20 protein-coding genes are annotated in these 21218 nt (G+C 60.7%); 9 read left to right on the top strand and 11 right to left on the bottom strand.

The window, feature by feature from the left end; genetic code table 11:
- Positions 1–5 precede the first annotated feature (5 nt).
- From trpD to ACE4RL_RS12310, 4 genes are all read right to left on the bottom strand, one after another.
- Positions 6–1019, bottom strand: coding sequence for an anthranilate phosphoribosyltransferase (gene trpD, locus ACE4RL_RS12325; RefSeq protein WP_375600276.1), 1014 nt, complete (start codon positions 1017–1019; stop codon positions 6–8).
- Positions 1016–1615: an anthranilate synthase component II gene (locus ACE4RL_RS12320; protein WP_375597426.1), complete on the bottom strand. Its 600-nt coding sequence runs from the start codon at positions 1613–1615 to the stop codon at positions 1016–1018. The genes trpD and ACE4RL_RS12320 overlap by 4 nt, the downstream gene beginning before the upstream one ends.
- Before the next feature lie 80 nt (positions 1616–1695).
- The gene (gene trpE / locus ACE4RL_RS12315; protein ID WP_375597425.1) at positions 1696–3201 is read right to left on the bottom strand and encodes an anthranilate synthase component I; all 1506 of its coding nucleotides are present in this window, start codon (positions 3199–3201) and stop codon (positions 1696–1698) included.
- A gap of 32 nt (positions 3202–3233) precedes the next feature.
- Entirely contained in the window at positions 3234–5108 is a 1875-nt protein-coding gene (locus ACE4RL_RS12310; protein ID WP_375597424.1) for a SurA N-terminal domain-containing protein, read from the bottom strand.
- Positions 5109–5231: 123 nt separating this feature from the next.
- Here ACE4RL_RS12310 and tpiA point away from each other — a divergent pair, with 123 nt between their 5' ends.
- The 5 genes from tpiA (at position 5232) to ACE4RL_RS12285 (ending at position 9086) form a co-directional block, all read left to right on the top strand.
- Positions 5232–5987, top strand: a complete 756-nt coding sequence (gene tpiA / locus ACE4RL_RS12305) for a triose-phosphate isomerase (RefSeq protein WP_375597423.1) — start codon at positions 5232–5234, stop codon at positions 5985–5987.
- Positions 5988–6130: 143 nt separating this feature from the next.
- Positions 6131–6589 carry a preprotein translocase subunit SecG gene (gene secG / locus ACE4RL_RS12300; protein WP_375597422.1) on the top strand — a complete coding sequence of 153 codons (459 nt, stop codon included), beginning with the start codon at positions 6131–6133 and terminating at the stop codon, positions 6587–6589.
- A gap of 112 nt (positions 6590–6701) precedes the next feature.
- Entirely contained in the window at positions 6702–8330 is a 1629-nt protein-coding gene (locus ACE4RL_RS12295) for a CTP synthase (RefSeq protein ID WP_375597421.1), read from the top strand.
- An 81-nt stretch (positions 8331–8411) separates the two neighbouring features.
- Positions 8412–8891 carry a GNAT family N-acetyltransferase gene (locus ACE4RL_RS12290; protein ID WP_375597420.1) on the top strand — a complete coding sequence of 160 codons (480 nt, stop codon included), beginning with the start codon at positions 8412–8414 and terminating at the stop codon, positions 8889–8891.
- Between the two features lie 18 nt (positions 8892–8909).
- The gene (locus ACE4RL_RS12285; RefSeq protein ID WP_375597419.1) at positions 8910–9086 is read left to right on the top strand and encodes a DUF4169 family protein; all 177 of its coding nucleotides are present in this window, start codon (positions 8910–8912) and stop codon (positions 9084–9086) included.
- A gap of 32 nt (positions 9087–9118) precedes the next feature.
- Here the strand turns inward: ACE4RL_RS12285 and ACE4RL_RS12280 are convergent, their stop codons facing one another.
- Both ACE4RL_RS12280 and ACE4RL_RS12275 read right to left on the bottom strand, forming a co-directional pair.
- Positions 9119–9529, bottom strand: a complete 411-nt coding sequence (locus ACE4RL_RS12280) for a hypothetical protein (protein ID WP_375597418.1) — start codon at positions 9527–9529, stop codon at positions 9119–9121.
- Positions 9530–9593: 64 nt separating this feature from the next.
- Complete coding sequence (locus ACE4RL_RS12275; protein ID WP_375597417.1) at positions 9594–10025, bottom strand: VOC family protein; 432 nt, start codon at positions 10023–10025, stop codon at positions 9594–9596.
- A 91-nt stretch (positions 10026–10116) separates the two neighbouring features.
- Between ACE4RL_RS12275 and ACE4RL_RS12270 the strand changes: the two genes are divergently transcribed.
- Together ACE4RL_RS12270 and eno are read left to right on the top strand one after the other, a co-directional pair.
- Complete coding sequence (locus ACE4RL_RS12270) at positions 10117–11073, top strand: NAD-dependent epimerase/dehydratase family protein (RefSeq protein ID WP_375597416.1); 957 nt, start codon at positions 10117–10119, stop codon at positions 11071–11073.
- A gap of 99 nt (positions 11074–11172) precedes the next feature.
- Entirely contained in the window at positions 11173–12450 is a 1278-nt protein-coding gene (gene eno / locus ACE4RL_RS12265; protein ID WP_375597415.1) for a phosphopyruvate hydratase, read from the top strand.
- 120 nt (positions 12451–12570) lie between these two features.
- Here eno and ACE4RL_RS12260 read toward each other — a convergent pair whose 3' ends face one another.
- From ACE4RL_RS12260 to ACE4RL_RS12250, 3 genes are all read right to left on the bottom strand, one after another.
- The gene (locus ACE4RL_RS12260; RefSeq protein ID WP_375597414.1) at positions 12571–14046 is read right to left on the bottom strand and encodes an AMP nucleosidase; all 1476 of its coding nucleotides are present in this window, start codon (positions 14044–14046) and stop codon (positions 12571–12573) included.
- 310 nt (positions 14047–14356) lie between these two features.
- Positions 14357–14791, bottom strand: coding sequence for a DUF1801 domain-containing protein (locus ACE4RL_RS12255; RefSeq protein ID WP_375597413.1), 435 nt, complete (start codon positions 14789–14791; stop codon positions 14357–14359).
- A 5-nt stretch (positions 14792–14796) separates the two neighbouring features.
- A complete protein-coding gene (locus ACE4RL_RS12250; RefSeq protein WP_375597412.1) occupies positions 14797–15405 on the bottom strand; it encodes a DUF1176 domain-containing protein in 609 nt (202 codons plus the stop codon).
- A 75-nt stretch (positions 15406–15480) separates the two neighbouring features.
- Between ACE4RL_RS12250 and folD the strand changes: the two genes are divergently transcribed.
- A complete protein-coding gene (folD, locus tag ACE4RL_RS12245) occupies positions 15481–16383 on the top strand; it encodes a bifunctional methylenetetrahydrofolate dehydrogenase/methenyltetrahydrofolate cyclohydrolase FolD (RefSeq protein WP_375597411.1) in 903 nt (300 codons plus the stop codon).
- Positions 16380–16934: a DUF1643 domain-containing protein gene (locus tag ACE4RL_RS12240; RefSeq protein WP_375597410.1), complete on the top strand. Its 555-nt coding sequence runs from the start codon at positions 16380–16382 to the stop codon at positions 16932–16934. The genes folD and ACE4RL_RS12240 overlap by 4 nt, the downstream gene beginning before the upstream one ends.
- 18 nt (positions 16935–16952) lie before the next feature.
- Here ACE4RL_RS12240 and ACE4RL_RS12235 read toward each other — a convergent pair whose 3' ends face one another.
- Both ACE4RL_RS12235 and metH read right to left on the bottom strand, forming a co-directional pair.
- Positions 16953–17297 carry a hypothetical protein gene (locus ACE4RL_RS12235; RefSeq protein WP_375597409.1) on the bottom strand — a complete coding sequence of 115 codons (345 nt, stop codon included), beginning with the start codon at positions 17295–17297 and terminating at the stop codon, positions 16953–16955.
- 12 nt (positions 17298–17309) lie between these two features.
- On the bottom strand, positions 17310–21053 hold the full coding sequence (metH, locus tag ACE4RL_RS12230; protein WP_375597408.1) for a methionine synthase: 3744 nt from the start codon (positions 21051–21053) through the stop codon (positions 17310–17312).
- Positions 21054–21218: the final 165 nt, after the last annotated feature.

Here is a 21218-nt window from a genome sequence, read left to right as displayed (position 1 = left end):
CAGTCCTATCCGTTCGATACGGCAACAAGGCGGGCCAGGGTGTCCCTTGCCTTGCCAGTGTCAATTGTCTCTCGGGCCAGTGCGATGCCGTCCTCGATGGTGTCGACCTTGTCAGCCACCAGCAGCGCCGCACCGGCATTGAGCAGTACGGTATCGCGATAGGCGCCTGGTGCACCATCGAAGAGGGCCACAATGGCCGCCGCGTTCTCGGCCGGCTCACCGCCCAGCAGCTCCTTGGGATCGGTCAGTGTCAGCCCGACTTGCTCGGGGTGCAACTCGAAACTGCGTAGATTTCCGTTGGCAATCTCTGCCACGAAATTAGGCCCCGACGTCGAAAGCTCATCCAGCCCTTCGCTCGAATGCACCACCCAGGCCTTGGTTGCGCGGTTGGCCAGCAGTGCCGCGGCAACCGGCTCGACCCATTCCTGCGCATAGACACCCAGCAAGTAGCGCCGCACCCCCGCCGGATTGGATTGTGGTCCCAGCAGATTGAATAGCGTCCTTACGCCCATCTCTGCGCGCGCAGGACCGACATGGCGCATGGCCGGATGATGATTGGGCGCGAACATGAAGCCGATGCCGGCTTGGGCAATGGTCTGGCCGATCTGCTCGGGTGTCAGGTCGAGCTTGACGCCCAGTGCCTCGAGCGCCTGGGAGGACCCCGAGCGCGATGACAGGGCCTTGTTGCCATGCTTGGCCACGGGCACCCCGGCCGCCGCGACAACCAAAGCCGTGGCAGTGGAAATATTGAGGCTTCCCACGCCATCGCCACCAGTGCCGACGATGTCGATGGCATCCTCGGGTGCAGCGACCGGCACCATCTGCTCGCGCAAGATCGAGACCGCGGCGGCGATCTCACCGACAGTCTCGCCTTTGATGCGCATGCCCATGAGAAAAGCGCCGATCTGCGCTGGGGTGGCTTCGCCGGCCATTATGATGCGCATGACACCGCGCATCTCCTCGCCGGTCAGGTCCTTGCCATCAGCGATCTTGTTGAGCGCTTGCTTGATATCCATCAGGCAGCCTTTCGTCCGTTGAAGTCGCGGGCGATGTTGAGGAAATTCTGCAGGAGCGCATGTCCGTTCTCCGAAGCAATGCTTTCGGGATGGAACTGCACGCCGTGGATGGGCAGGGTCTTGTGCTGCATGCCCATGATCAGGCCATCATCGGTGCTGGCCGTCACCTCAAGATCTCCCGGCAGGCTATCGGCCTTGACGATCAGCGAGTGATAGCGCGTCGCCTCGAAATGGTCATTGAGGCCGCGGAATATGCCCTTGCCGGTATGATTGATGGTGCTGGTCTTGCCGTGGAACAGGCTCGGCGCGCGAACCACGTCTCCGCCGAGGGCCTGGCCCATGGCCTGATGCCCCAGGCACACGCCCAGCATGGGAATGGTTGATTTGAATCGGTCGATCACAGCCAGGCAGATGCCTGCCTCGTTGGGCGTGCAGGGCCCGGGAGAAAGCACAATTGCTTCCGGCGACATGACGGCAATTTCCTCAAGCGTAATCTTGTCGTTACGCCTGACCGTGATGTCCGCACCCAGCTCGCCCAGATAATGGACAAGGTTATAGGTGAAGCTGTCGTAATTATCGATGACGAGGGTCTTGGTCATTGCCTGTCCTCAAAGATTGGTTCTGCATGGCGAAGTTCAGAACCAGCTTTGCCATCGATGGCCTTGAATGCGCCCGTCCATCACTGCCCAATTCCCGCTTCACCAGCATAGCGTAGCGCTTCCTCCGCAGCGCTGAAAAGGGCGCGGGCCTTGTTCTCGCATTCCATCTGCTCCAGTTCGGGCCGACTGTCGGCGACAATCCCGGCACCAGCCTGCACATGGAGCTTGCCATCCTTGACGATCCCCGTGCGCAGCACGATGCAGGTGTCCATCGTGCCATCGGCACCAAAATAGCCCACACAGCCGCCATAGATGCCGCGACGTGATTTTTCCAGCTCGTCGATGATTTCCATGGCCCGCACCTTGGGGGCGCCGGACACCGTGCCGGCAGGGAAACCCGCCGAGAGCGCATCCACGAAGTCGTATTGTGGATCAAGTTCGCCCACCACATTGGAGACGATGTGCATGACATGCGAATAATATTCGAGGAAGAACTTGTCGGTGACCTTGACCGAGCCGATCTTGGCGACGCGGCCGACATCATTGCGCCCCAGGTCGAGCAGCATCAGATGCTCGCTCAGCTCCTTGGGATCGGATAGCAATTCTGCGGCCAGTTCCTTGTCCCGCGTCGGCGTTGCGCCGCGCTTGCGAGTCCCGGCAATCGGGCGGATCGTCACTTCACCATCGGCGACCCGCACCAGGATTTCCGGGCTCGATCCGGCAAAGGCGAAGCCGCCGAAATCGAAGAAATACATGTAGGGCGAGGGATTGGTGCGTCGCAACGCACGATAAAGAGCCGTGGGCGGCAATGTGAAATCGGCCGAGAACCGCTGACTGAGCACCACCTGAAAGATGTCGCCGGCCGTTATGTAGTCCTTGGCCCGCGCCACCATCTCGAAATATTCCTCGCGCGAGGTGTTGCTCGTGACCGCGATGGATTCAAGGTCTGGCAGGGCAGGGGTGGCCGGCGTCGCACGTGTCAGCCGCGCAATGGCGTCATTGATCCGGTCTTCCGCGGCTTCAAGTGCCTGGGCCGCGCTGACGCCCTCCCGCACATAAATGGGTGCGGTGAGGTAGAGCTCGTCCTTGACCGTATCGAAGATGGCCAGCAGCGAGGGGCGCATCAATACGGCTTCTGGGGTCTGCAGATCGTCCGGATTGGCGTTGGGCAGCACTTCCATATAACGGACCATCTCATAGCCGAGATAGCCGTATATGCCCGCAGACTGCGGCGGCAGGCCGGGCGGCATGTCGATCTGGCTTTCTGCCACCAGCTGGCGCAAGGCATCGAGCGGCAGATCATCGACTGGCTCGAACTGGTCAGGCGTGGTCTGGGCCGACCGGTTGATCGACGCCTTGCCGTCCTCGACCCTGAGGATCAGATCCGGCAGGAGACCGATCATGGAATAGCGGCCGCGCGTCGTGCCGTCCTGCACGCTTTCGAGCAGGAAGGAATGGCTGCGGCCCGCTGCCAGCTTGAGATAGGTACCAATCGGGGTTTCCAGATCCGCCACGACGCGGCGCCAGACGAGTCCAGACTTCCCGGCATCATATTGCGCGGCAAAGGTCTTGGAAGAGTCGTCCATTTTGGTCTGGTTCCGTTGGGTTCGTTACGCCGTTACTGGCCGTAATTCTGCACGAGCAGCTGGTTGAGCACCTGCTGATTGATCCTGAGACCGGCATCTTCGCGCACCGCTGCTACGAACTCAGCTCGCAGTCCTGCGCGCGCTTCAGCGCTGAGGCTCTCCAGTGCAATTTCGTCAAGCGGTGTCACCGGCGCGGCAGCGTCCACCACTTGGAAGACGATCTGCTCGCCGCTCTCATTCCGAACCGCGCCGACATGGTCGGGCCCGCCAGCGAACGCGGCGGATGCAACGGTGCCGTCCACCAGCCCATCCTCCGAACCGAACCGGGTGAACGGTGCGCTGAGCTGCGGGAAGGCACTGAGCTCAAAGCCGATATCGGCCAGGGCTTCGCCGTTTTCCAGCCTGCCAACGATTTCCTCGGCTCTGGCGGCAAGCGCGGCATCAACACGCTCCTGCGCAATCGCAGCTTCAACCTCGGACCGGACTTCCTCCAATGTCTGGTCCCGGGCCGGATTGATCTCTTCGAGGTCGAACCAGAGATGGGCACTGCCTGACAGAGGAATGGAAGGGATCAGACGATCGGGCTGGGCAGCAAAAATGGCCTGCGCGACCCGCGATCGATCCTCCGCCGCAAGGTTTGGCAATACCGAAAGTTCCGCGCCACCGGCTGTTACATCAGCCTCATAGACGGGCAGCCCAAAGCGCTCGGCGATCTGTTCAATCGGTTGGAACGCGGCCCGCAATTCTTCGATCTGATCGAGTATGTCATTGATTTCGTCCCGGGCCTCGGCCTGCGCCAGGCGCGCAGCAATATCGTCGCGCGCTTCCTCCAGCGTCGGCTCGCGGCTGGTTTCGATTGCAGCCACATGCACTGCGCGCTGTCCGCCAATCCCTCCAATAATGGCGAATCCGCCTTCGGGCAGGCCAAACGCCGCCGTCGCGAGGCGGCTGTCGGTGATTTCGCCCTCGGTCAGGGTACCAAGGCTGGACGGTGTGAGGCCGGCCTCCTCGACCAATGTGCCAAAATCTGTCCCGGCGGCGAGCCCCGCCTCGAACTGTGCCTGCAATTCTGGTGTGGTCAGCGACACCTGTTCGATGCTGCGGCGCTCCGGCGTCGTCAACGAGGCTTTCGTTGCCTCATATTCGGCCTCGATTGCCGCCTCGGAGATGTCCTTGGTCTCGGCCAGGGAGGCCAGGGACAGATCGAGCAGCTTGACCTTACGAGTTTCGACCGTGCGGAAATCGGATTGATGTTCGGCCAGATAGGCGGCGAGTTCATCCTCCGTCGGCGCGGGCGGGGTTTCGATACTGGTTTCGCTCAGGGTGATGTAGTCGATGGTGCGCGTTGCCATCGCGTAATCGTTGATCAGGCCAGCGGCAACTTCGGGCATGTCCGCATCGGCGAACAGGGCCGCGGTAATCTGGTCGCGCTGTGCTTCGGCGCTGCGGGCTTCGAAATATTCTGCTTCCGTCCAGCCTGCGCTCTGCAGCACCTGGCTGAACAGCGCCGGCTCGAACGTGCCCAGAGTACCGTGGAAGGACGGGTCCTCGCGCAGCAATTGCGCCAGCCTTTTCTCTGACACTCCCAGACCGAACTGGGTCGAAAGCGTATCGAGCGCGGCGCCTTCCGATAGCCCCAGAATGACTGCCGTTGGGAGGCCCATGGCCTCGGCCTGGCTGGCCGTCGGCACCGAACCCATCTGCTGGGCAATACGGTTGGCCTGACTCTGGTAGGCGCGCAGGAATTCGCGCGAATTGATTTCCTCATCGCCCACGCGCGCAACGGTATTGCTGCCCAGATCGACGATCACATTGTTGATGCCGAAGCCGGCTACACCGACCAAGAGGAACGCCCCCAGGATTTTTCCCGGCCAGGATTTTGCAAAATCACGCAAACCATCAAGCATCTGAAACGTTCCAGTTTAGGGTCCAACCCTTTACCGAGTGGTACGGGACGGACTAGTAAGACAAATACGACAGCCGGGGTTAGGGCAAAGCCTGTTCCGGCGCAAGAGGCAGGAGTACCAAGATTGTCGACCGTATCACCTCTGATCGCCGGAAACTGGAAGATGAACGGGCTCACCCATTCGCTGGATGAGCTGGCCGAACTTGCGCGCCTCCTGACCACCGGAGAATCACCGCGTGCCCTGGTCGTGGTTTGTCCCCCGGCAACACTGCTGGCTGCCGTGGCTGCGCAGGGCGCATCGAGCGGCATTATTGCGGGCGGGCAGGATTGTCACCAGGCACCGCATGGCCCGCACACGGGCGACATCTCGGCCAGCATGTTGGCCGATGCTGGCGCGCAATATGTCATTGTGGGCCATTCCGAACGCCGTACCGATCATGGGGAAACCGATGACGTGGTGCGCGCCAAGGCCGAAGCTGCCATCGGCTCGGGCGTCAAACCCATAATCTGTGTCGGCGAAACCGAGGCCCAGCGGGACGCGGCCGAAGCAGAATCGGTTGTTTCCGCCCAACTTGCCAATTCCATCCCTGACGCTGCCGAACAGCACGAGGTGGTGGTAGCCTATGAGCCCGTTTGGGCCATCGGCACGGGCCGCACCCCGACGCTGAACGAGATCGAGGAAATGCACAACGCCATCCGCGCCCGCCTGGTCGACCGGTTTGGCCTTTCCAAGGGGGAAAGCATCCGTATCCTCTATGGCGGCTCGCTCAAGCCGCACAATGCTCACGAGATCTTGCGTATTGGTAACGTCAATGGTGGGCTGGTTGGAGGCGCAAGCCTCTTGGCAAAGGACTTCTATACGATTATCTCGGCGGTATAGAGCAACCGATCGGTAATCCGCTTGTGGCGAAAAAGCGCCGCAGGCGGCTGGCATTTGCCGTTCGGGGGGTGTATGACCCCGCATCCTTTCCAAACCGGGCGGGCCTTTTGGCATGTCCGGACTGACGTAAAGACAAGAGATTCATGGCCAACGTACTGCTCGTCGCCTATTTGCTGATCGTGCTGGCGCTGATCGTCGTCATCCTGCTTCAGCGTTCCGAGGGCGGCGCCCTTGGCATTGGTGGCGGTGGTGGCGGCGGTGGCATGATGACGGCCCGGGGATCGGCGAACCTGCTGACCCGGACCACGTCCATACTGGCGGTGCTGTTTTTTGCCTCGGCCATCGGTCTGACCATTCTCAATGAAATCGATCGCGGTACATCCAGCATTCTGGACAACGCGACTTCGCTTGAAGACGGCTCTCAGCCTACCACCGTTCTGGATGCGCTCAACGCCCTGCAGGGCGACGAGACATCCGATCTGCTGCTGCCTTCCGAGGCGCAGACGCCGGCAGCAACGCCGGAAACCTCGGGAAGTGACCTGCCGGTGCCAGAAGTGTCGACTGACACCCAAGAAACGCCCGCAGAGCCTGCGGGCAACTGATCCGCCGCAAGGCGTTCGTGAAAAAGGGGATGGCAACATCCCCTTCTTCTTTTTGTGTAGAGCCGGTTTCCTGCTCTGCGAATCGATAATGATATGCTTATGGTGATCGCCCATGGCTCGGTACGTATTCATCACCGGAGGCGTGGTTTCCTCCCTTGGCAAAGGTTTGGCTTCGGCAGCGCTTGGCGCTGTGCTGCAGGCGCGCGGCTATAAGGTCCGCCTGCGCAAGCTCGACCCCTATCTCAACATCGATCCCGGCACGATGTCGCCGACTCAGCACGGCGAGGTCTTCGTCACCGATGATGGTGCCGAGACCGATCTCGACCTGGGTCACTATGAGCGCTTCACCGGTCGCGCCGCCAACAAGCGCGACAACGTCACCTCGGGCCGGATCTATTCGGACCTGTTGGCCAAGGAGCGCAAGGGCGAGTTCCTCGGCGCCACTGTCCAGGTCATTCCGCATGTCACGGACGCGATCAAGGAATTCGTGCTCGACGGCAATGAGGAATACGACTTCGTGCTGGTCGAGATCGGCGGCACGGTCGGCGATATCGAGGGTCTGCCCTTCTTCGAGGCCATCCGTCAGCTTGGCAATGAACTGCCGCGCAATCACGCGGCCTATCTTCATCTGACCTTGATGCCCTATATCCCCTCCGCAGGGGAATTGAAGACCAAGCCGACCCAGCATTCGGTCAAGGAACTGCGTTCGATTGGTATCGCACCGGACGTGCTGCTGGTCCGCTGCGACCGCCCCATTCCGGAAGGCGAGAAGAAGAAGCTTTCGCTGTTCTGTAACGTGCGCGAATCCGCCGTGATCCAGGGCCTCGATGTCGGCTCGATCTATGACGTGCCGGTCGCCTATCACAATGAAGGCTTGGATCGGGAAGTCCTCGCAGCGCTCGGCATCACCGACGCGCCTGAACCCGACATGTCCTCCTGGGAAGAAGTATCCCGCCGCTATCACAATCCCGAAGGTGAAGTGAACATCGCCATCGTGGGTAAATATACCGGCCTCAAGGACGCTTATAAGTCGCTCTCCGAAGCGCTCACCCATGGCGGTATCGCCAACAAGGTGAAGGTCAATTTGCAGTGGATCGACAGCGAAGTCTTTGAGCGCGACGATCCGGCGCCCTATCTCGAACATGTCCACGGCATCATGGTGCCGGGTGGCTTCGGCGAGCGCGGCTCCGCCGGCAAGATCGAGGCTGCGCGCTTTGCCCGCATCAAGGATGTGCCCTATTTCGGCATCTGCTTCGGCATGCAGATGGCCTGTATTGAAGCCGCGCGGAACACTGCCGGCATCAAGAATGCCTCCTCCACTGAATTCGGCCCCACCAAGGAGCCGATCGTGGGCATGATGACCGAATGGGTGAAGGGCAACGAAAAGGAAACCCGGGGCGCCGAAGGCGATCTGGGCGGCACGCTGCGCCTTGGCGCCTATCCGGCCCAGCTCACCCGCGGCTCCCGCGTTGCCGATATCTACGGCACCACCCGCATTTCCGAACGCCATCGTCACCGCTACGAGGTGAACATGGATTACCGCAAGCGGCTGGAGGCCAATGGCCTGCTGTTCTCCGGCGTCTCGCCTGACGGCAAGCTGCCTGAAATCGTCGAACGCACCGACCACCCCTGGTTCATTGGCGTGCAGTTCCATCCCGAACTGAAATCCAAGCCGTTCGAGCCGCATCCGCTCTTTACCAGCTTCATCGCCGCCGCGATGGAACAGAGCCGATTGGTCTAAGGGCTCGCCGGCATGAAGCGGGCAGGGCCTCGGTTCGAAGACGTTCCATTGCCCCGCTCGTTGCAAACGACGATGCCCGAGGTGAGTTTGCGCTTGCTGGAGAGCAGCGACGCATCGGCTCTATTGGACCTTGTCGCGAACAATGCGCGACACCTGACACGCCACGGCGACTACAAGGTCCTGGTGCAAAGCTCGCAACAGGACCTCGTCGAAGAGCTGTCTCGGACGACCACTCCAAACTGGCGTTTTGGTATTTTTTTCGATGCAGGTCTTGTCGGCAGGGCCGACCTGATCGGCGTCGAGCCTGCGCGCTTCAGCATCGGTTACTGGCTCGCAGAAGCCCACACCGGGCGCGGCATTGCCACGGCAGCGCTGGACGCCCTGATCGATTTCGCTCGATCCAATTGCGATGCAGCAGAAATTTATGCCGGTGTCACGCACGGCAACAGAGCCAGCGAGGCGCTGCTGGTGCGATTGGGCTTCGAGCCAACTGACACATTTGACAGCTATACCCGATTTCGCCTCTCGCTCGGACACGGTATGATCGATTGCGTAACCTGAACGTGAGAAGCCCGCACGATGGCTGAGATCTTATCCCTTTCCAAAGCCCGCAAGGCGAAGGCGCGTGCGGAAAAGGACATCACGGCCGAGGCCAATCGTCAGAAATTTGGCCGGACCAAGGCCGAAAAGCTCAAGAACGCAGGCGAAAAGGCGCGGTCCGATAAGCATATCGACGGACACAAGCGGGAAGAGTAGGGCAATCTTCGCGTTCGACCTAAAGTGCGGCGTTAGCGGTATGTCGTGACATGGACGGAGGTACCGCGTCCTCCCTGACCGTATATTTCCACTTCTATGAAGACATCGCCATTGACGATGTCGCGCGCGGCGCCATTGGAAATTTGCCCTCGGCGCAGCATGTCTTCCATAACGGCGCGATTGTCGGCGCTGGCAAAAAAGCTGTCACTTTCATCGCCGTCATGGCGAATGCGGAAACGGTGATAATTGGCCCGGTCCTGGCGGATAATCTGCCAGGGTTGGGTCAAGCGTTGCCCGCTGGAATTGTATAGGTCCATGTCCCCGATATAGGCGACATAACTTTCCAGCAATTGCTGGCCACCACCTTGGACGATGGCCGATTGCGAGAGGGCGGCATGCGTGCCGCCCAACATCATTATAAGTGCGGTCAGAACCGGCTTCATCTCTGCCTCCCTCAAGTCAGCAAGAGTGAACATCCAGTTCAAGTCATTGGCAAGATGGCCGGGACTACCAATCCACCTGACAAACGACCCCGTCGGGCCCAAACTGCATGCTCTCGGGCGTGTATTGGAAGATCTCGATCTTGACCCCGCTCGGATCGGCCAGCCAGCACTGCCAGGTGTGGTCGACCCCCAGTTTCTTGTCGGTCACCGAAACGCCCTTGGCCTTCGCATTGGCCATAAAGCCGTCAATGTCGTCGGTCTCGAAGCAGATATGGTTGATCTGGTTGGTTTCCTCGAACCGGCTCTCGCCCTTCTTGAAAACCTCCACAAAAGTGCGATTGCCGAAATCGAGGTAAAAGCCGATGCGGTCGTCACCGCGCTTGAAATCGAACTTGGGCGAGACGCCCAGCACGTCCCGATAGAACGCCTCCACAGCGTCGAGGTCGCGGGCAAATATGCAGGTATGCGCCACCTGCTTGACGAGGGGTTGGGACACTATTCTCTCCTCCGGAATCTGCAAACTGGACAGTTCGCGCTAACATGTTAGGACAGACTGGGCGTTTAAGCCAGACTGAGGAGGACCAAATATGTCACGCATAGTGGTGATCGGAGCCACCGGCCACATCGGTACTTATCTGATCCCGCGGCTGGTCCGGGCAGGGCACGAGGTGGTGGCGGTAACGCGCGGTGCATCCGAACCCTATCTGCCCGACAGCGCCTGGAGGCGGGTCGAACGGGTCACGATGGATCGCACGGCGGAAGAGGCAAAAGGGGCCTTCGGCAAGGCCATCGCCGATCTCCAGCCGGATATCGTGATCGACAATATCTGCTTCACGCTCGACAGCGCTCGGCAATTGGCCGAGGCACTGAAGGGCAGGGTGCGGCACTTGCTGCATATCGGCACGATCTGGACACACGGCTTTTCAGAAGTTGTGCCCACACCAGAAGACGTCACCAAGCGTCCCTTTGGCGAATACGGCGTACAGAAGGCGGCCATCGAAGACTATCTGCTTGGGCTTGCTCGACGCGACGGCTTCCCGGTGACCATCTTGCATCCCGGCCACATTGTGGGGCAGGGCTGGTCGCCGCTCAATCCGGCCGGGCACTTTGATGATGCTGCGTTCCAGACCATTGCACGGGGCGAGACGCTGGCCCTGCCCAATTTTGGCATGGAGACGGTGCACCACATCCATGCCGACGACATCGCCGTCTTGCTGATGCTGGCAATGGATAATTGGAGCGTGGCGGTCGGGGAAGCCTTCCATGCCGTCTCGCCTGGCGCAGTCACGCTTCGTGGATATGCCGAAGCCATGTATCGCTGGTTCGGCAAGGAACCGGCGCTGACTTTCCACCCTTGGAAGGAATGGAAGGCCATGCAAACACCTGAGAATGCGCAGGCGACGTGGGAGCACATTGCCCGCAGCCCCAATTCCAGCATTGCCAAGGGGCGCCGGCTGCTCGGCTATGCTCCGCGCTACAGTTCGCTCGCGGCGGTACAGGAATCGGTGGCCTGGCTTATCGCCAATGGCAAACTCGCTCTCTAGGGCTCCGCAGGCGCTTTTTTGCGCGTTCCCTCTTTTCACTGTCACAAGGCCCGTCTAGACAGGCACTCACACCCAAAAAGCATTCCGGGAAGGGCACGCATGTCTTCAATCATCCACGTCAATGGCCGCCAGATCTTCGATAGCCGCGGCAACCCGACCGTCGAGGTCGATGTGGTGCTGGACGATGGCAGCTTTGGCCGCGCCGCGGTGCCGTCAGGCGCTTCGACCGGCGCCCATGAAGCCGTGGAACTGCGCGACGGTGGCGCCCTCTATATGGGCAAGGGCGTGACCCAGGCCGTCGAAAACGTCAATACGACCATCGCCGATGAAATCCAGGGCATGGACGCGCTCGACCAGCTCGCCATCGACCAGGCCATGATCGAACTCGACGGAACGGCCAACAAGGGCAAGCTGGGCGCCAATGCCATTCTCGGCGTGTCCCTGGCCGTCGCCAAGGCCGCAGCTGAATCGAGCGAACTGCCCTTCTACCGCTATATCGGCGGCCCGAACGCCCACGTCCTGCCCGTCCCGATGATGAACATCATCAATGGCGGCGAGCATGCCGATAATCCCATCGACATGCAGGAATTCATGATCCTGCCGGCCGGCGCCAAGTCGATTGCCGACGCAGTCCGGATCGGCGCCGAGATCTTCCACACGCTGAAAAAGGGCCTGTCGGCCGAAGGCCACAACACGGCCGTGGGTGACGAAGGCGGCTTTGCACCCAACCTCAAGAGCGCTGACGACGCCCTGGGCTTCATCATGCGCTCGATCGAGAAGGCCGGCTACAAGCCGGGCGAGGACGTGTTCCTCGGTCTCGATTGCGCCGCCACCGAATATTACAAGAACGGCAAATACGAAATGGTCGGCGAGGGCAAGTCGCTCTCCTCGGACGAAAATGTCCGCTTCCTCGAGGACCTCGCCAACCGCTACCCGATCATCACCATCGAAGATGGAATGGGCGAGGATGACTGGGATGGCTGGAAAGCGCTGACCGACGCCATCGGCGACAAGGTGCAGCTCGTCGGCGACGATCTCTTCGTCACCAATACCCAGCGCCTGGTCTCCGGCATCAAGATGGGTGTCGCCAATTCCATCCTGGTCAAGGTCAACCAGATCGGCTCGCTGTTTGAAACCCTCAACGCCGTCGATACCGCGCACCGCGCTGGCTATACCTCGGTCATGTCGCACCGCTCGGGCGAAACCGAGGATTCCACCATTGCCGACCTCGCCGTGGCGCTCAACTGCGGACAGATCAAGACTGGCTCGCTCTCGCGTTCCGATCGTCTGGCCAAGTACAACCAGTTGATCCGCATCGAGGAGCAGCTCGGCTCGTCGGCCAAATATGCCGGCTATTCGGTGGTCAAGGGCCGCTGATCGGCTCGCCAATTGTTACGTAAAAGCCCGGGAGCGATCCCGGGCTTTTTGTTGGCGCTGCTGTGTTCGCGCGACGCCGACCATCTTTCTCCGCTCGTGGGGGAATGTGGCTGATGGTGGCTATTGGAACGCCGTCTCTGCAAAGCTGCGTAGCTTCCGCGAATGCAGGCGCTCTGCGGGCTGATCCCGCAAAATCTCCATGGCCCGAAGCCCGATCTGCAGATGCCGGTTGACCTGCGTACGGTAGAAATCCGAGGCCATGCCGGGCAGCTTCAATTCGCCATGCAGCGGCTTGTCTGAAACACACAGCAACGTTCCATAGGGCACGCGGAAGCGGAAACCGTTGGCGGCAATGGTCGCACTTTCCATGTCCAGCGCCACGGCCCGCGACTGGCTCAATCGCCGCGTGATCTCCACCTGATCGCGCAATTCCCAATTGCGGTTGTCAAAGGTTGCGACCGTTCCGGTGCGCATGATCTTCTTGGTTTCCAGCCCCTCGGTCTGGGTGATCTCCTCCACCGCCTGCTCCAGCGCCACCTGAACTTCCGCCAGCGCCGGGATCGGCACCGACAGCGGCAGATCGGCATCAAGCACATGGTCTTCACGCACATAGGCATGGGCAAGGACGTAGTCGCCCAGTTCCTGGCTATTCCGAAGACCCGCACAATGGCCCAGCATGATCCAGGCATGCGGACGCAGAACTGCGATATGGTCGGTGATTGTCTTGGCGTTGGACGGACCGACGCCGATATTGATCATGGTGATCCCGCGGCCGCGGTCACCCACCAGGTGATAGGCCGGCATTTGAGGGGTACGTGGTGGCGGAGTGCCAGTGACCCCGCCGCCTGTCAGCATATTGTCTGTCGCGACGTTGCCCGGCTCGATAAAGCGCTGATAATGTGGATGTTTCTCCGTCATCCAGCCCTTTGCCAGCCGGCAGAATTCGTCGATATAGAACTGGTAGTTCGTAAAGATCACGAAGTTCTGGAAGTGTTCGGCATCGGTGCCAGTATAATGCGCCAGCCGGAACAGCGAGTAATCGACTCGAGGCGCCGTGAAGGCCGATAGTGGGTAGGGCCCGCCGCGCGGCGGTACATAGGTGCCATTGGCGATTTCATCGTCGGTATTGCCTAGGTCCGGCGCGTCGAACAGGTCGCGCAGCGGCACGTCCATGGCATTGATCGCCTTGCCATCGAGATGATCACGCGGCCCCAGTGCAAAATGCAGCGGAATGGGTGTGTCGGATTCACCGACTTCGATCACCCCGCCATGATTCTTGAGGATGACCTCGAACTGCTCCTGCAGATAGCCTTGAAACAGGTCTGGCGCCGTCACCGTGGTGCGATAGATCCCGGGTGTATGCAAATAGCCATAGGGCAGGGTGCTCTCATGCTTGGAATAGCTGGTGGAGCGCACCTCGATCTGCGGGTAGCACGCCCGCACCCGGCCAGCGGGCACATTCCCCTGGGTGAGCCCATCGAGATGACCACGGATGAAGTCGCAATTGCGGTGATAGATGTAGGCGATATGGGCCCAGGCTGCGGCCGGATCGGTGAATGACTGGGTTTCAAGGCGCGGCGGGCTGAGTGTCGTCATGAATGTCCCTCGGGGCCAACCCGCGGATCGGGTTGCAGAATGTTGGAATCGCTTCTTTCAATGACCGCCAATATAGGCGCCGCATGACGGCTTCTCAACGAAGTGCAGGGTGCGGTCTCACCTTTCACACTTCAGTGACCCGCTCTTTTCTCGCCGCAATTAGCCACCATCTTCGAAACAGTTCATCGGCACAGCAAACGACCCATGCAACCGGTGAGCGGGAGCGGTTTGCCGCATGTCCCCCAAGCCCTCAACAGCGCGGTGGACCGTTTCCCCAAGAGGCCGCCCGGCAGCAATGCCGTGGCGGCCTTTACTTGTCCGGATAGGTCTGGCGCAGCTTTGTGACGGAAATTTCGGCCAGCTTGCGCAGCACATCGAGATCGATGTCGCTCAGCTTGTTGACATAGAGACAGGCCTTGCCCATGCGATGCTTGCCCAGCTTGGCAAGCAAGGCCGCGCGCCGCTCGTTCTCCTCCGGAAAATAGGTCCCCATCAGATAGATGCTGAACGCCGCCTTGCGCGGGGCAAACCCGACCAGAAAAGCGTCGCCCTCGTGGCCGGTTGGATAGCGATAGTGATACTGGCCAAACCCGACCATGGTGCCCCATAGCACCGGCGGTTCGCCCGTCACCTCGCTCATCAACTCAACCAGCACATGCGAGTCGGCCCGCTTCTGGTCACTCTCTACCTGAGCGAGAAATTCAGCGACATCCCCGGTGTGAGGCTTGGTCTTCTGTTCGGGCATGGGCCCTACCGTTCGCTCTGGTAATCAACCAGCACTTGGCCATCCATTTCACCGTCATAGCTGGCATCGACGGTGAAATGGACCAGCGAGAAAGCGCCGTCTCTAAAAATCCAGGTCCCTGCGGAACTGGCATCACCAAGCCCTCTCCACTTCGAGAAGGATTCGATGGTCAGTGTTTCAGGGTCAAAATAGGAGTTAACCAGCAGGTTTCGCGACGCCATGCCAACCACCGTGATCGCCTCGACGGCGCCATTGTAGTCATCATTCTTATACTTCACGTCAAAGGCCGGCTCGGCAAAGCCCAGCGGCTGCAGCCCGTCAAAATCCCTGAGCAAGTAATAGGCATGGCTTTCGTTGTAGGCGCCCGCAAAACAGAACAACCGCACCAGGGTGACCTCGGCGCGATCGCTCTCATCGCCCGAACTCCAACTCGGCAGATAGCTGAACGTCCAGCTCTCATAGTCGTCCTCGGGCACATATCCGCTTGTCTCGCAGGCATCACCACCCGCCAGCTTATGCAGCTTCCTGGCCTGCTTTTCCAGCGACGCCTCCTGCGCCGCGGCCGGGCCGGCCATGAGGGGTACAAGCGATAGCCAAAGCAATGGACGGATCATTCCTCATCCCTTATGTCGAAGCGCATGAAACGGGCCCCAGCCCACAGAGCGCCACTAAAGCAGATCGAGGCCGAAATGACCGCAAAAATCATCGACGGAAAACGCTTTGCCGAAGATATGCGCGGCCGCATTGCCGGTCATGTTGCGCGGCTCAAGGCCGACCACGGTATTACCCCGGGCCTCGCGGTGGTGATTGTCGGCGAGGACCCTGCCAGCCAGGTCTATGTCTCATCCAAGGCCAAGCAGACCGCCGAAGTTGGCATGAATTCGTTCAAGCACGAACTGCCCGCTGACGCGCCGGAAGCCGACCTGCTGGCCCTGGTCGAAAAGCTCAACGCCGATCCGGCCGTGCATGGTATCCTTGTCCAGATGCCGGTGCCCAGACACATTGACCCCAACAAGGTCATCGAAGCCATCGACCCCGCCAAGGACGTCGACTGCTTCACCCCCGCCAATGTCGGCAAGGTGCAGATCGGCCTGCCGGGCCCGGTCTCCTGCACCCCGCTCGGCTGCCTCATGCTGCTGCGCGATGAGCTTGGTTCACTCGAAGGCAAGAGCGCTGTCATCATCGGCCGCTCCAACCTTGTCGGCAAGCCGATGGCGCAATTGCTGCTGCGCGACAATTGCACTGTCACCGTCGCTCATTCCCGCACAAAGGACCTGGCCGACGTCGTGCGCCAGGCCGATATCGTCGTGGCCGCGGTCGGTCGCCCGCAGATGATCAAGGGTGACTGGATCAAGCCGGGCGCTGTCGTCATCGACGTTGGCATCAATCGTATTCCTGCCCCGGAAAAGGGCGAGGGCAAGACCCGCCTCGTCGGCGACGTGGACACCGCCGCCGCGTCTGAAACGGCCTCGGCAATCACGCCGGTTCCGGGCGGCGTCGGCCCCATGACCATTGCCTGTCTCCTCGCAAACACCATCACCACGGCCTCGCTGATGAATGGCCTCACCCCGCCGAGTGACCTCACCGCATGAATGATTTTGCACACGACCCTGGTGGCAAGGTCCGCCTGCGCCTGGGCGAGGGCGTGCGCGGCGATGTGATCATGAGCGCCGATGGCCGGCATCGACAGCGCATGCGCCGCTGGCTGGGCGACACTTTCCCAGAGCACTATATCGTCTTTATCGGCATGAATCCCTCCACCGCCGACGCGACCGTCGATGATCCTACTTGCGCCCGCGAGTGGAATTTTGCCCGCCGCGAGGGCTTTTCCGGCATGGTCAAATGCAATGTCGGCGACTATCGCGCCACCCATCCCAAAATGTTGGTTCAGCCCGGCGTTGAAGCGGTTTCGCCGGCCAACCTGCCTATCATCCGGGACGCGGCCCGCGGGGCAGGACGCGTCGTCCTGTGTCACGGCAAGCTCAACAAGGCTCTGGCTCCGGCCGGCAGGGAAATCGTCGCGACACTGATCAGCGACGGTGTCGAACTCTGGTGCTTCGGCACCAATGCAGACGGCTCGCCCAAGCACCCGCTTTATCTCAGGGCCGATACACCGCTGGTGCGGTTTCCTCCTCTCCCTTAGGCGAGGAGTGAAGAAGGCTTAGCCCGCCAGGTAGAACATCCGCGCCACGGTATGGTCCCGCAGTGCTTGGGCCGGCAGTTTCCCCGTCAGCGCCGCCACCACCTGCTGGAGATCGGCCACTGCGCTAGCATCCACCACGACCCGCGAAAACGCCGGCCGCATATTGCGCCGATGCTCTTCAAGCAGATTGTAGAGCAGTGCCCGTACATCAGTAATGCCGGAGCAGGCGACGCAGACATCACCATCGGCATGTCCATGCCCCGTATTGGCCGGCAGCCGGATCAGCGCAGTGCCGCCGTCCAGCGGCACCAGCTTTCGCGGATCCGAAATCAGCGTGACCGGGATGGGGTCAATTCGTGACATATCGGCTACCAATCACTCCGCCGCCACCTTGCCGGGCATGTAGTTGAGAATTGGAGCAAGCCACCGCTCAACCTCTTCAACATCCATGCCCTTGCGCTGCGCATAGTCGATCACCTGATCGCGCTCCACCTTGGCGACCCCGAAATAATAAGCGTCGGGATGAGCCATGTAGATGCCCGACACCGACGAGCCGGGCCACATGGCGTAGCTCTCCGTCAACGTCACACCAACGCTGTTCTCCGCGTCGAGCAGGCGGAACAGGGTGGTCTTTTCAGTGTGGTCCGGCTGGGCCGGATAACCGGGTGCCGGGCGGATACCCTGGTAGGGTTCGCCAACCAGTTCGTCAGGCGACAGGGCTTCATCGGAGGCGTAACCCCAATACTCCTTGCGCACCCGTTCATGCATGTATTCAGCCATGGCCTCGGCGAACCGGTCGGCCAGGGCCTTCACGAGAATGGAGGAATAGTCGTCATTGGCGCGCTCATAGCGTTCGGCGATTGCCACCTCTTCCATGCCGGCCGTAACGACAAAGCCGCCCAGATAATCCGGCTTGCCAGTCTCCACTGGCGCCACGAAGTCGCTCAACGCCATATTGGGCTTGCCGTCGCGCTTGGAAAGCTGCTGGCGCAGGGTGAAGAACGTTGCCAGCTCCTCCTCGCGACCCTCATCAGCGAACAGGCGAATATCGTCGCCGACGGCATTGGCTGGCCAGAAGCCAATGACAGCCTTGGGGGCAAACCACTTCTCGTCGATGATCTGAGCCAACATCCTCTGGGCATCGGCCCAGAGAGCCCGCGCCGCTTCGCCCTGTTTTTCATCTTCGAGAATGGCCGGGTAGCGTCCCTTCAACTCCCATGTCTGGAAGAACGGCGTCCAGTCGATATAGCGGGCGATCTCCGCCAGGTCGAAATCGGTGAAGCTGCGCGTGCCCAGAAAGCTGGGGGCAGGGGGCGTGTACCCGGACCAGTCTGGCGTGAACGCATTGCTGCGCGCATTCTCGAGCGGCAGCCGGCGCTTTTCGGATTCGGCCCGCTCATGCGCCGCCGCCGACTTGGCATATTCGGCCCGGACCTGATCGATGAACGTCCACTTGGTCTCATCTGAAAGCAGGTTCGAGACAACGCCCACGGCACGGCTGGCGTCGTTCACATGAACGGCCTGGCCCCGTGCGTAGCGTGGATGGATCTTCACCGCCGTATGCACGCGACTTGTCGTTGCCCCGCCGATCAGCAACGGAATGTCGAAGCCCTCGCGCTCCATTTCGGCTGCCACGTGCACCATCTCATCGAGCGAGGGTGTGATAAGGCCCGACAGGCCGATGATATCGACCTTTTCCTTCCGCGCCGTCTCCAGGATCTTTTGGCTTGGCACCATGACGCCAAGGTCGATGATCTCGTAGTTGTTGCAGCTCAGCACGACGCCCACGATATTCTTGCCGATGTCGTGCACGTCGCCTTTGACCGTCGCCATCAGCACCTTGCCCGCGCTCTTGCGCCCGGCGGCGTCGCCATTGGCGTCCTTCTCGGCTTCCATGAATGGCATGAGATAGGCCACGGCCTGCTTCATCACGCGGGCCGATTTCACCACCTGCGGCAGGAACATCTTGCCCGAGCCGAACAGGTCACCCACCACATTCATGCCGGCCATCAGCGGGCCTTCGATCACATGCAGCGGCCGATCGAATGTCTGGCGTGCTTCTTCGGTGTCGGCCTCGATGAATTCGGTCACGCCGTTGACCAATGCGTGCGTGATGCGCTCGCCCACAGGCAATTCGCGCCAGCTCATATCCTTGGCCTTGCCGGCGCCACCGCCTTGGCCCTTGTACCGCTCGGCAAGCTCCAGCATGCGGTCCGTGGAGTCCGCGCGCCGGTTGAGGATCACGTCCTCGCAGGCGTCACGCAGTTCCTTGTCGATGGTTTCATAGACCGCCAGCTGACCGGCATTGACGATGCCCATGTCCATGCCGTTCTGGATCGCATAGTACAAGAACACCGCATGCATCGCCTCGCGCACCGGCTCATTGCCGCGGAACGAGAACGACAGGTTTGAGATACCGCCCGAAATATGCACATGCGGCAGGCTGTCGGTGATTTCCTTGGTCGCCTCGATGAAGTCGACGCCATAATTGTTGTGCTCTTCGATGCCCGTGGCGACAGCGAACACATTGGGGTCGAAGATGATGTCTTCCGGCGGCAGGCCGACCACCTCGGTCAGGATTTTGTATGCCCGGGCGCAGATTTCGACCTTGCGCGCCTTGGTGTCCGCCTGTCCTGTTTCATCGAACGCCATCACGACTACGGCCGCGCCATAGGCCTTCACCAGCCGCGCGTGATGGATGAACGCCTCTTCGCCTTCCTTGAGCGAGATGGAATTGACCAGCGCCTTGCCCTGCACGCATTTCAGGCCCGCCTCGATGACCTCCCATTTGGAGCTATCGATCATCAGCGGCACCTTGGCGATGTCGGGTTCCGCCGCCAGCAGGTTGAGGAAGTCGATCATCACCTGCTGGCTGTCGATCAGGCCCTCGTCCATATTGATGTCGATGACCTGGGCGCCATTGGCCACCTGATCCCGCGCCACATCGAGCGCGGCGGTATAATCGCCAGCGGTGATGAGCTTGCGGAACCGGGCCGACCCGGTGACATTTGTCCGCTCGCCAATATTGACGAAGGGAATGTCCTTGGTGAGCGTGAACGGCTCCAGGCCGGACAGGCGCAGCAGCCGGTCAGCATGCGGAACCCGGCGCGGCGCAAAGCGTGCGGCCGTTTCTGCAATCGCGCGGATATGGTCTGGCGTCGAGCCGCAGCAGCCACCCACAATGTTCAGCAGCCCATCGCTGGCAAAGGCCTCAAGCTGGCTGGCCATCTGCTCGGGCGTCTCATCATAAGCGCCCATTTCATTGGGCAGGCCCGCATTGGGATAGGCGCAGATGAAGGTGTCGGCGACCCCCGAGAGCTCGGATATGTGGTCCCGCATCAGGTCCGCGCCCAGGGCGCAATTGAGCCCGATGGTAATCGGATTGGCGTGCCGCACCGAATACCAGAATGCCGTCGGCGTCTGACCGGACAGGGTCCGCCCGGACAAGTCGGTAATCGTGCCCGAAATCATGATCGGCACATCGATGCCGCGTTCTTCGAACAACCGCTGAGCCGCAAAAATGCCGGCCTTTGTGTTCAGCGTATCGGTGATGGTCTCGAACAACAGCAAGTCCGCACCCGCGTCGACCAGCCCACGAATGGCTTCGCCATAGGCTTCGACCAGTTCGTCAAAGGTGATGGCACGGTGGCCCGGGCTATTGACGTCCGTCGACATGGACGAGGTCTTGTTGGTCGGCCCCAGGGCGCCAGCGACAAAGCGACGGCGGCCGTCTTGCTCTTCCGCTCGAATGGCAGCACGGCGCGCGCAAACTACGCCCCAATAGTTGATGTCGTATACCGCCTCCTCGCAGGCATAGTCCGCCTGCGCCACCGAGGTAGCCGAAAATGTGTTGGTTTCAACGATATCCGCGCCAGCCATATAATAGGCGTAGTGGATATCCTCGATCATTTTCGGCTCGGTAATGACGAGCAAGTCGTTATTGCCCTTGAGCGGGTGGCTCCAATCCTTGAACCGATCGCCCCGGAAATTCTCTTCCGTCAATCCCAGGCGCTGGATCATCGTGCCCATCGCGCCATCCAGGATGAGGATACGTTCCTCTATGGCGCGGGTCAGCGCTTCGCGCACCTCGTTCCAATCGGGAATAAGGGGAGTTTCCATGCTGGGGGAGGGGCTCATCGCCGTCCTCACTTTCTTATAACGTGCGGGCATTCTATCAGCGCTGCGTCATGACATAAAGATATCTTTATATCAGTCAACCCGCGAAGAGTGTCATTTGCTCCGGCTCGGCTATTGTACACACCGGTCTCTGCAATCTGGCGGAAG

Origin of the sequence: Devosia polycyclovorans, from assembly GCF_042181575.1 — a bacterium.
In the GTDB taxonomy this organism is placed as follows: domain Bacteria; phylum Pseudomonadota; class Alphaproteobacteria; order Rhizobiales; family Devosiaceae; genus Devosia; species Devosia polycyclovorans.
This window is presented reverse-complemented; position numbering and strand designations above follow the sequence as displayed.

Excerpts from the sequence above, each read along its gene's own strand:
- secG (WP_375597422.1), top strand. The coding sequence starts at position 6,131 with ATGGCCAACGTACTGCTCGTCGCCTATTTGCTGATCGTGCTGGCGCTG.
- ACE4RL_RS12270 (WP_375597416.1), top strand. The coding sequence starts at position 10,117 with ATGTCACGCATAGTGGTGATCGGAGCCACCGGCCACATCGGTACTTAT.
- ACE4RL_RS12240 (WP_375597410.1), top strand. The coding sequence starts at position 16,380 with ATGAATGATTTTGCACACGACCCTGGTGGCAAGGTCCGCCTGCGCCTG.
- eno (WP_375597415.1), top strand. The coding sequence starts at position 11,173 with ATGTCTTCAATCATCCACGTCAATGGCCGCCAGATCTTCGATAGCCGC.
- ACE4RL_RS12250 (WP_375597412.1), bottom strand. The coding sequence starts at position 15,405 with ATGATCCGTCCATTGCTTTGGCTATCGCTTGTACCCCTCATGGCCGGC.
- ACE4RL_RS12255 (WP_375597413.1), bottom strand. The coding sequence starts at position 14,791 with ATGCCCGAACAGAAGACCAAGCCTCACACCGGGGATGTCGCTGAATTT.
- ACE4RL_RS12320 (WP_375597426.1), bottom strand. The coding sequence starts at position 1,615 with ATGACCAAGACCCTCGTCATCGATAATTACGACAGCTTCACCTATAAC.
- ACE4RL_RS12280 (WP_375597418.1), bottom strand. The coding sequence starts at position 9,529 with ATGAAGCCGGTTCTGACCGCACTTATAATGATGTTGGGCGGCACGCAT.
- trpE (WP_375597425.1), bottom strand. The coding sequence starts at position 3,201 with ATGGACGACTCTTCCAAGACCTTTGCCGCGCAATATGATGCCGGGAAG.
- ACE4RL_RS12260 (WP_375597414.1), bottom strand. The coding sequence starts at position 14,046 with ATGACGACACTCAGCCCGCCGCGCCTTGAAACCCAGTCATTCACCGAT.
- ACE4RL_RS12295 (WP_375597421.1), top strand. The coding sequence starts at position 6,702 with ATGGCTCGGTACGTATTCATCACCGGAGGCGTGGTTTCCTCCCTTGGC.
- folD (WP_375597411.1), top strand. The coding sequence starts at position 15,481 with ATGACCGCAAAAATCATCGACGGAAAACGCTTTGCCGAAGATATGCGC.
- ACE4RL_RS12235 (WP_375597409.1), bottom strand. The coding sequence starts at position 17,297 with ATGTCACGAATTGACCCCATCCCGGTCACGCTGATTTCGGATCCGCGA.
- ACE4RL_RS12285 (WP_375597419.1), top strand. The coding sequence starts at position 8,910 with ATGGCTGAGATCTTATCCCTTTCCAAAGCCCGCAAGGCGAAGGCGCGT.
- ACE4RL_RS12310 (WP_375597424.1), bottom strand. The coding sequence starts at position 5,108 with ATGCTTGATGGTTTGCGTGATTTTGCAAAATCCTGGCCGGGAAAAATC.
- metH (WP_375597408.1), bottom strand. The coding sequence starts at position 21,053 with ATGGAAACTCCCCTTATTCCCGATTGGAACGAGGTGCGCGAAGCGCTG.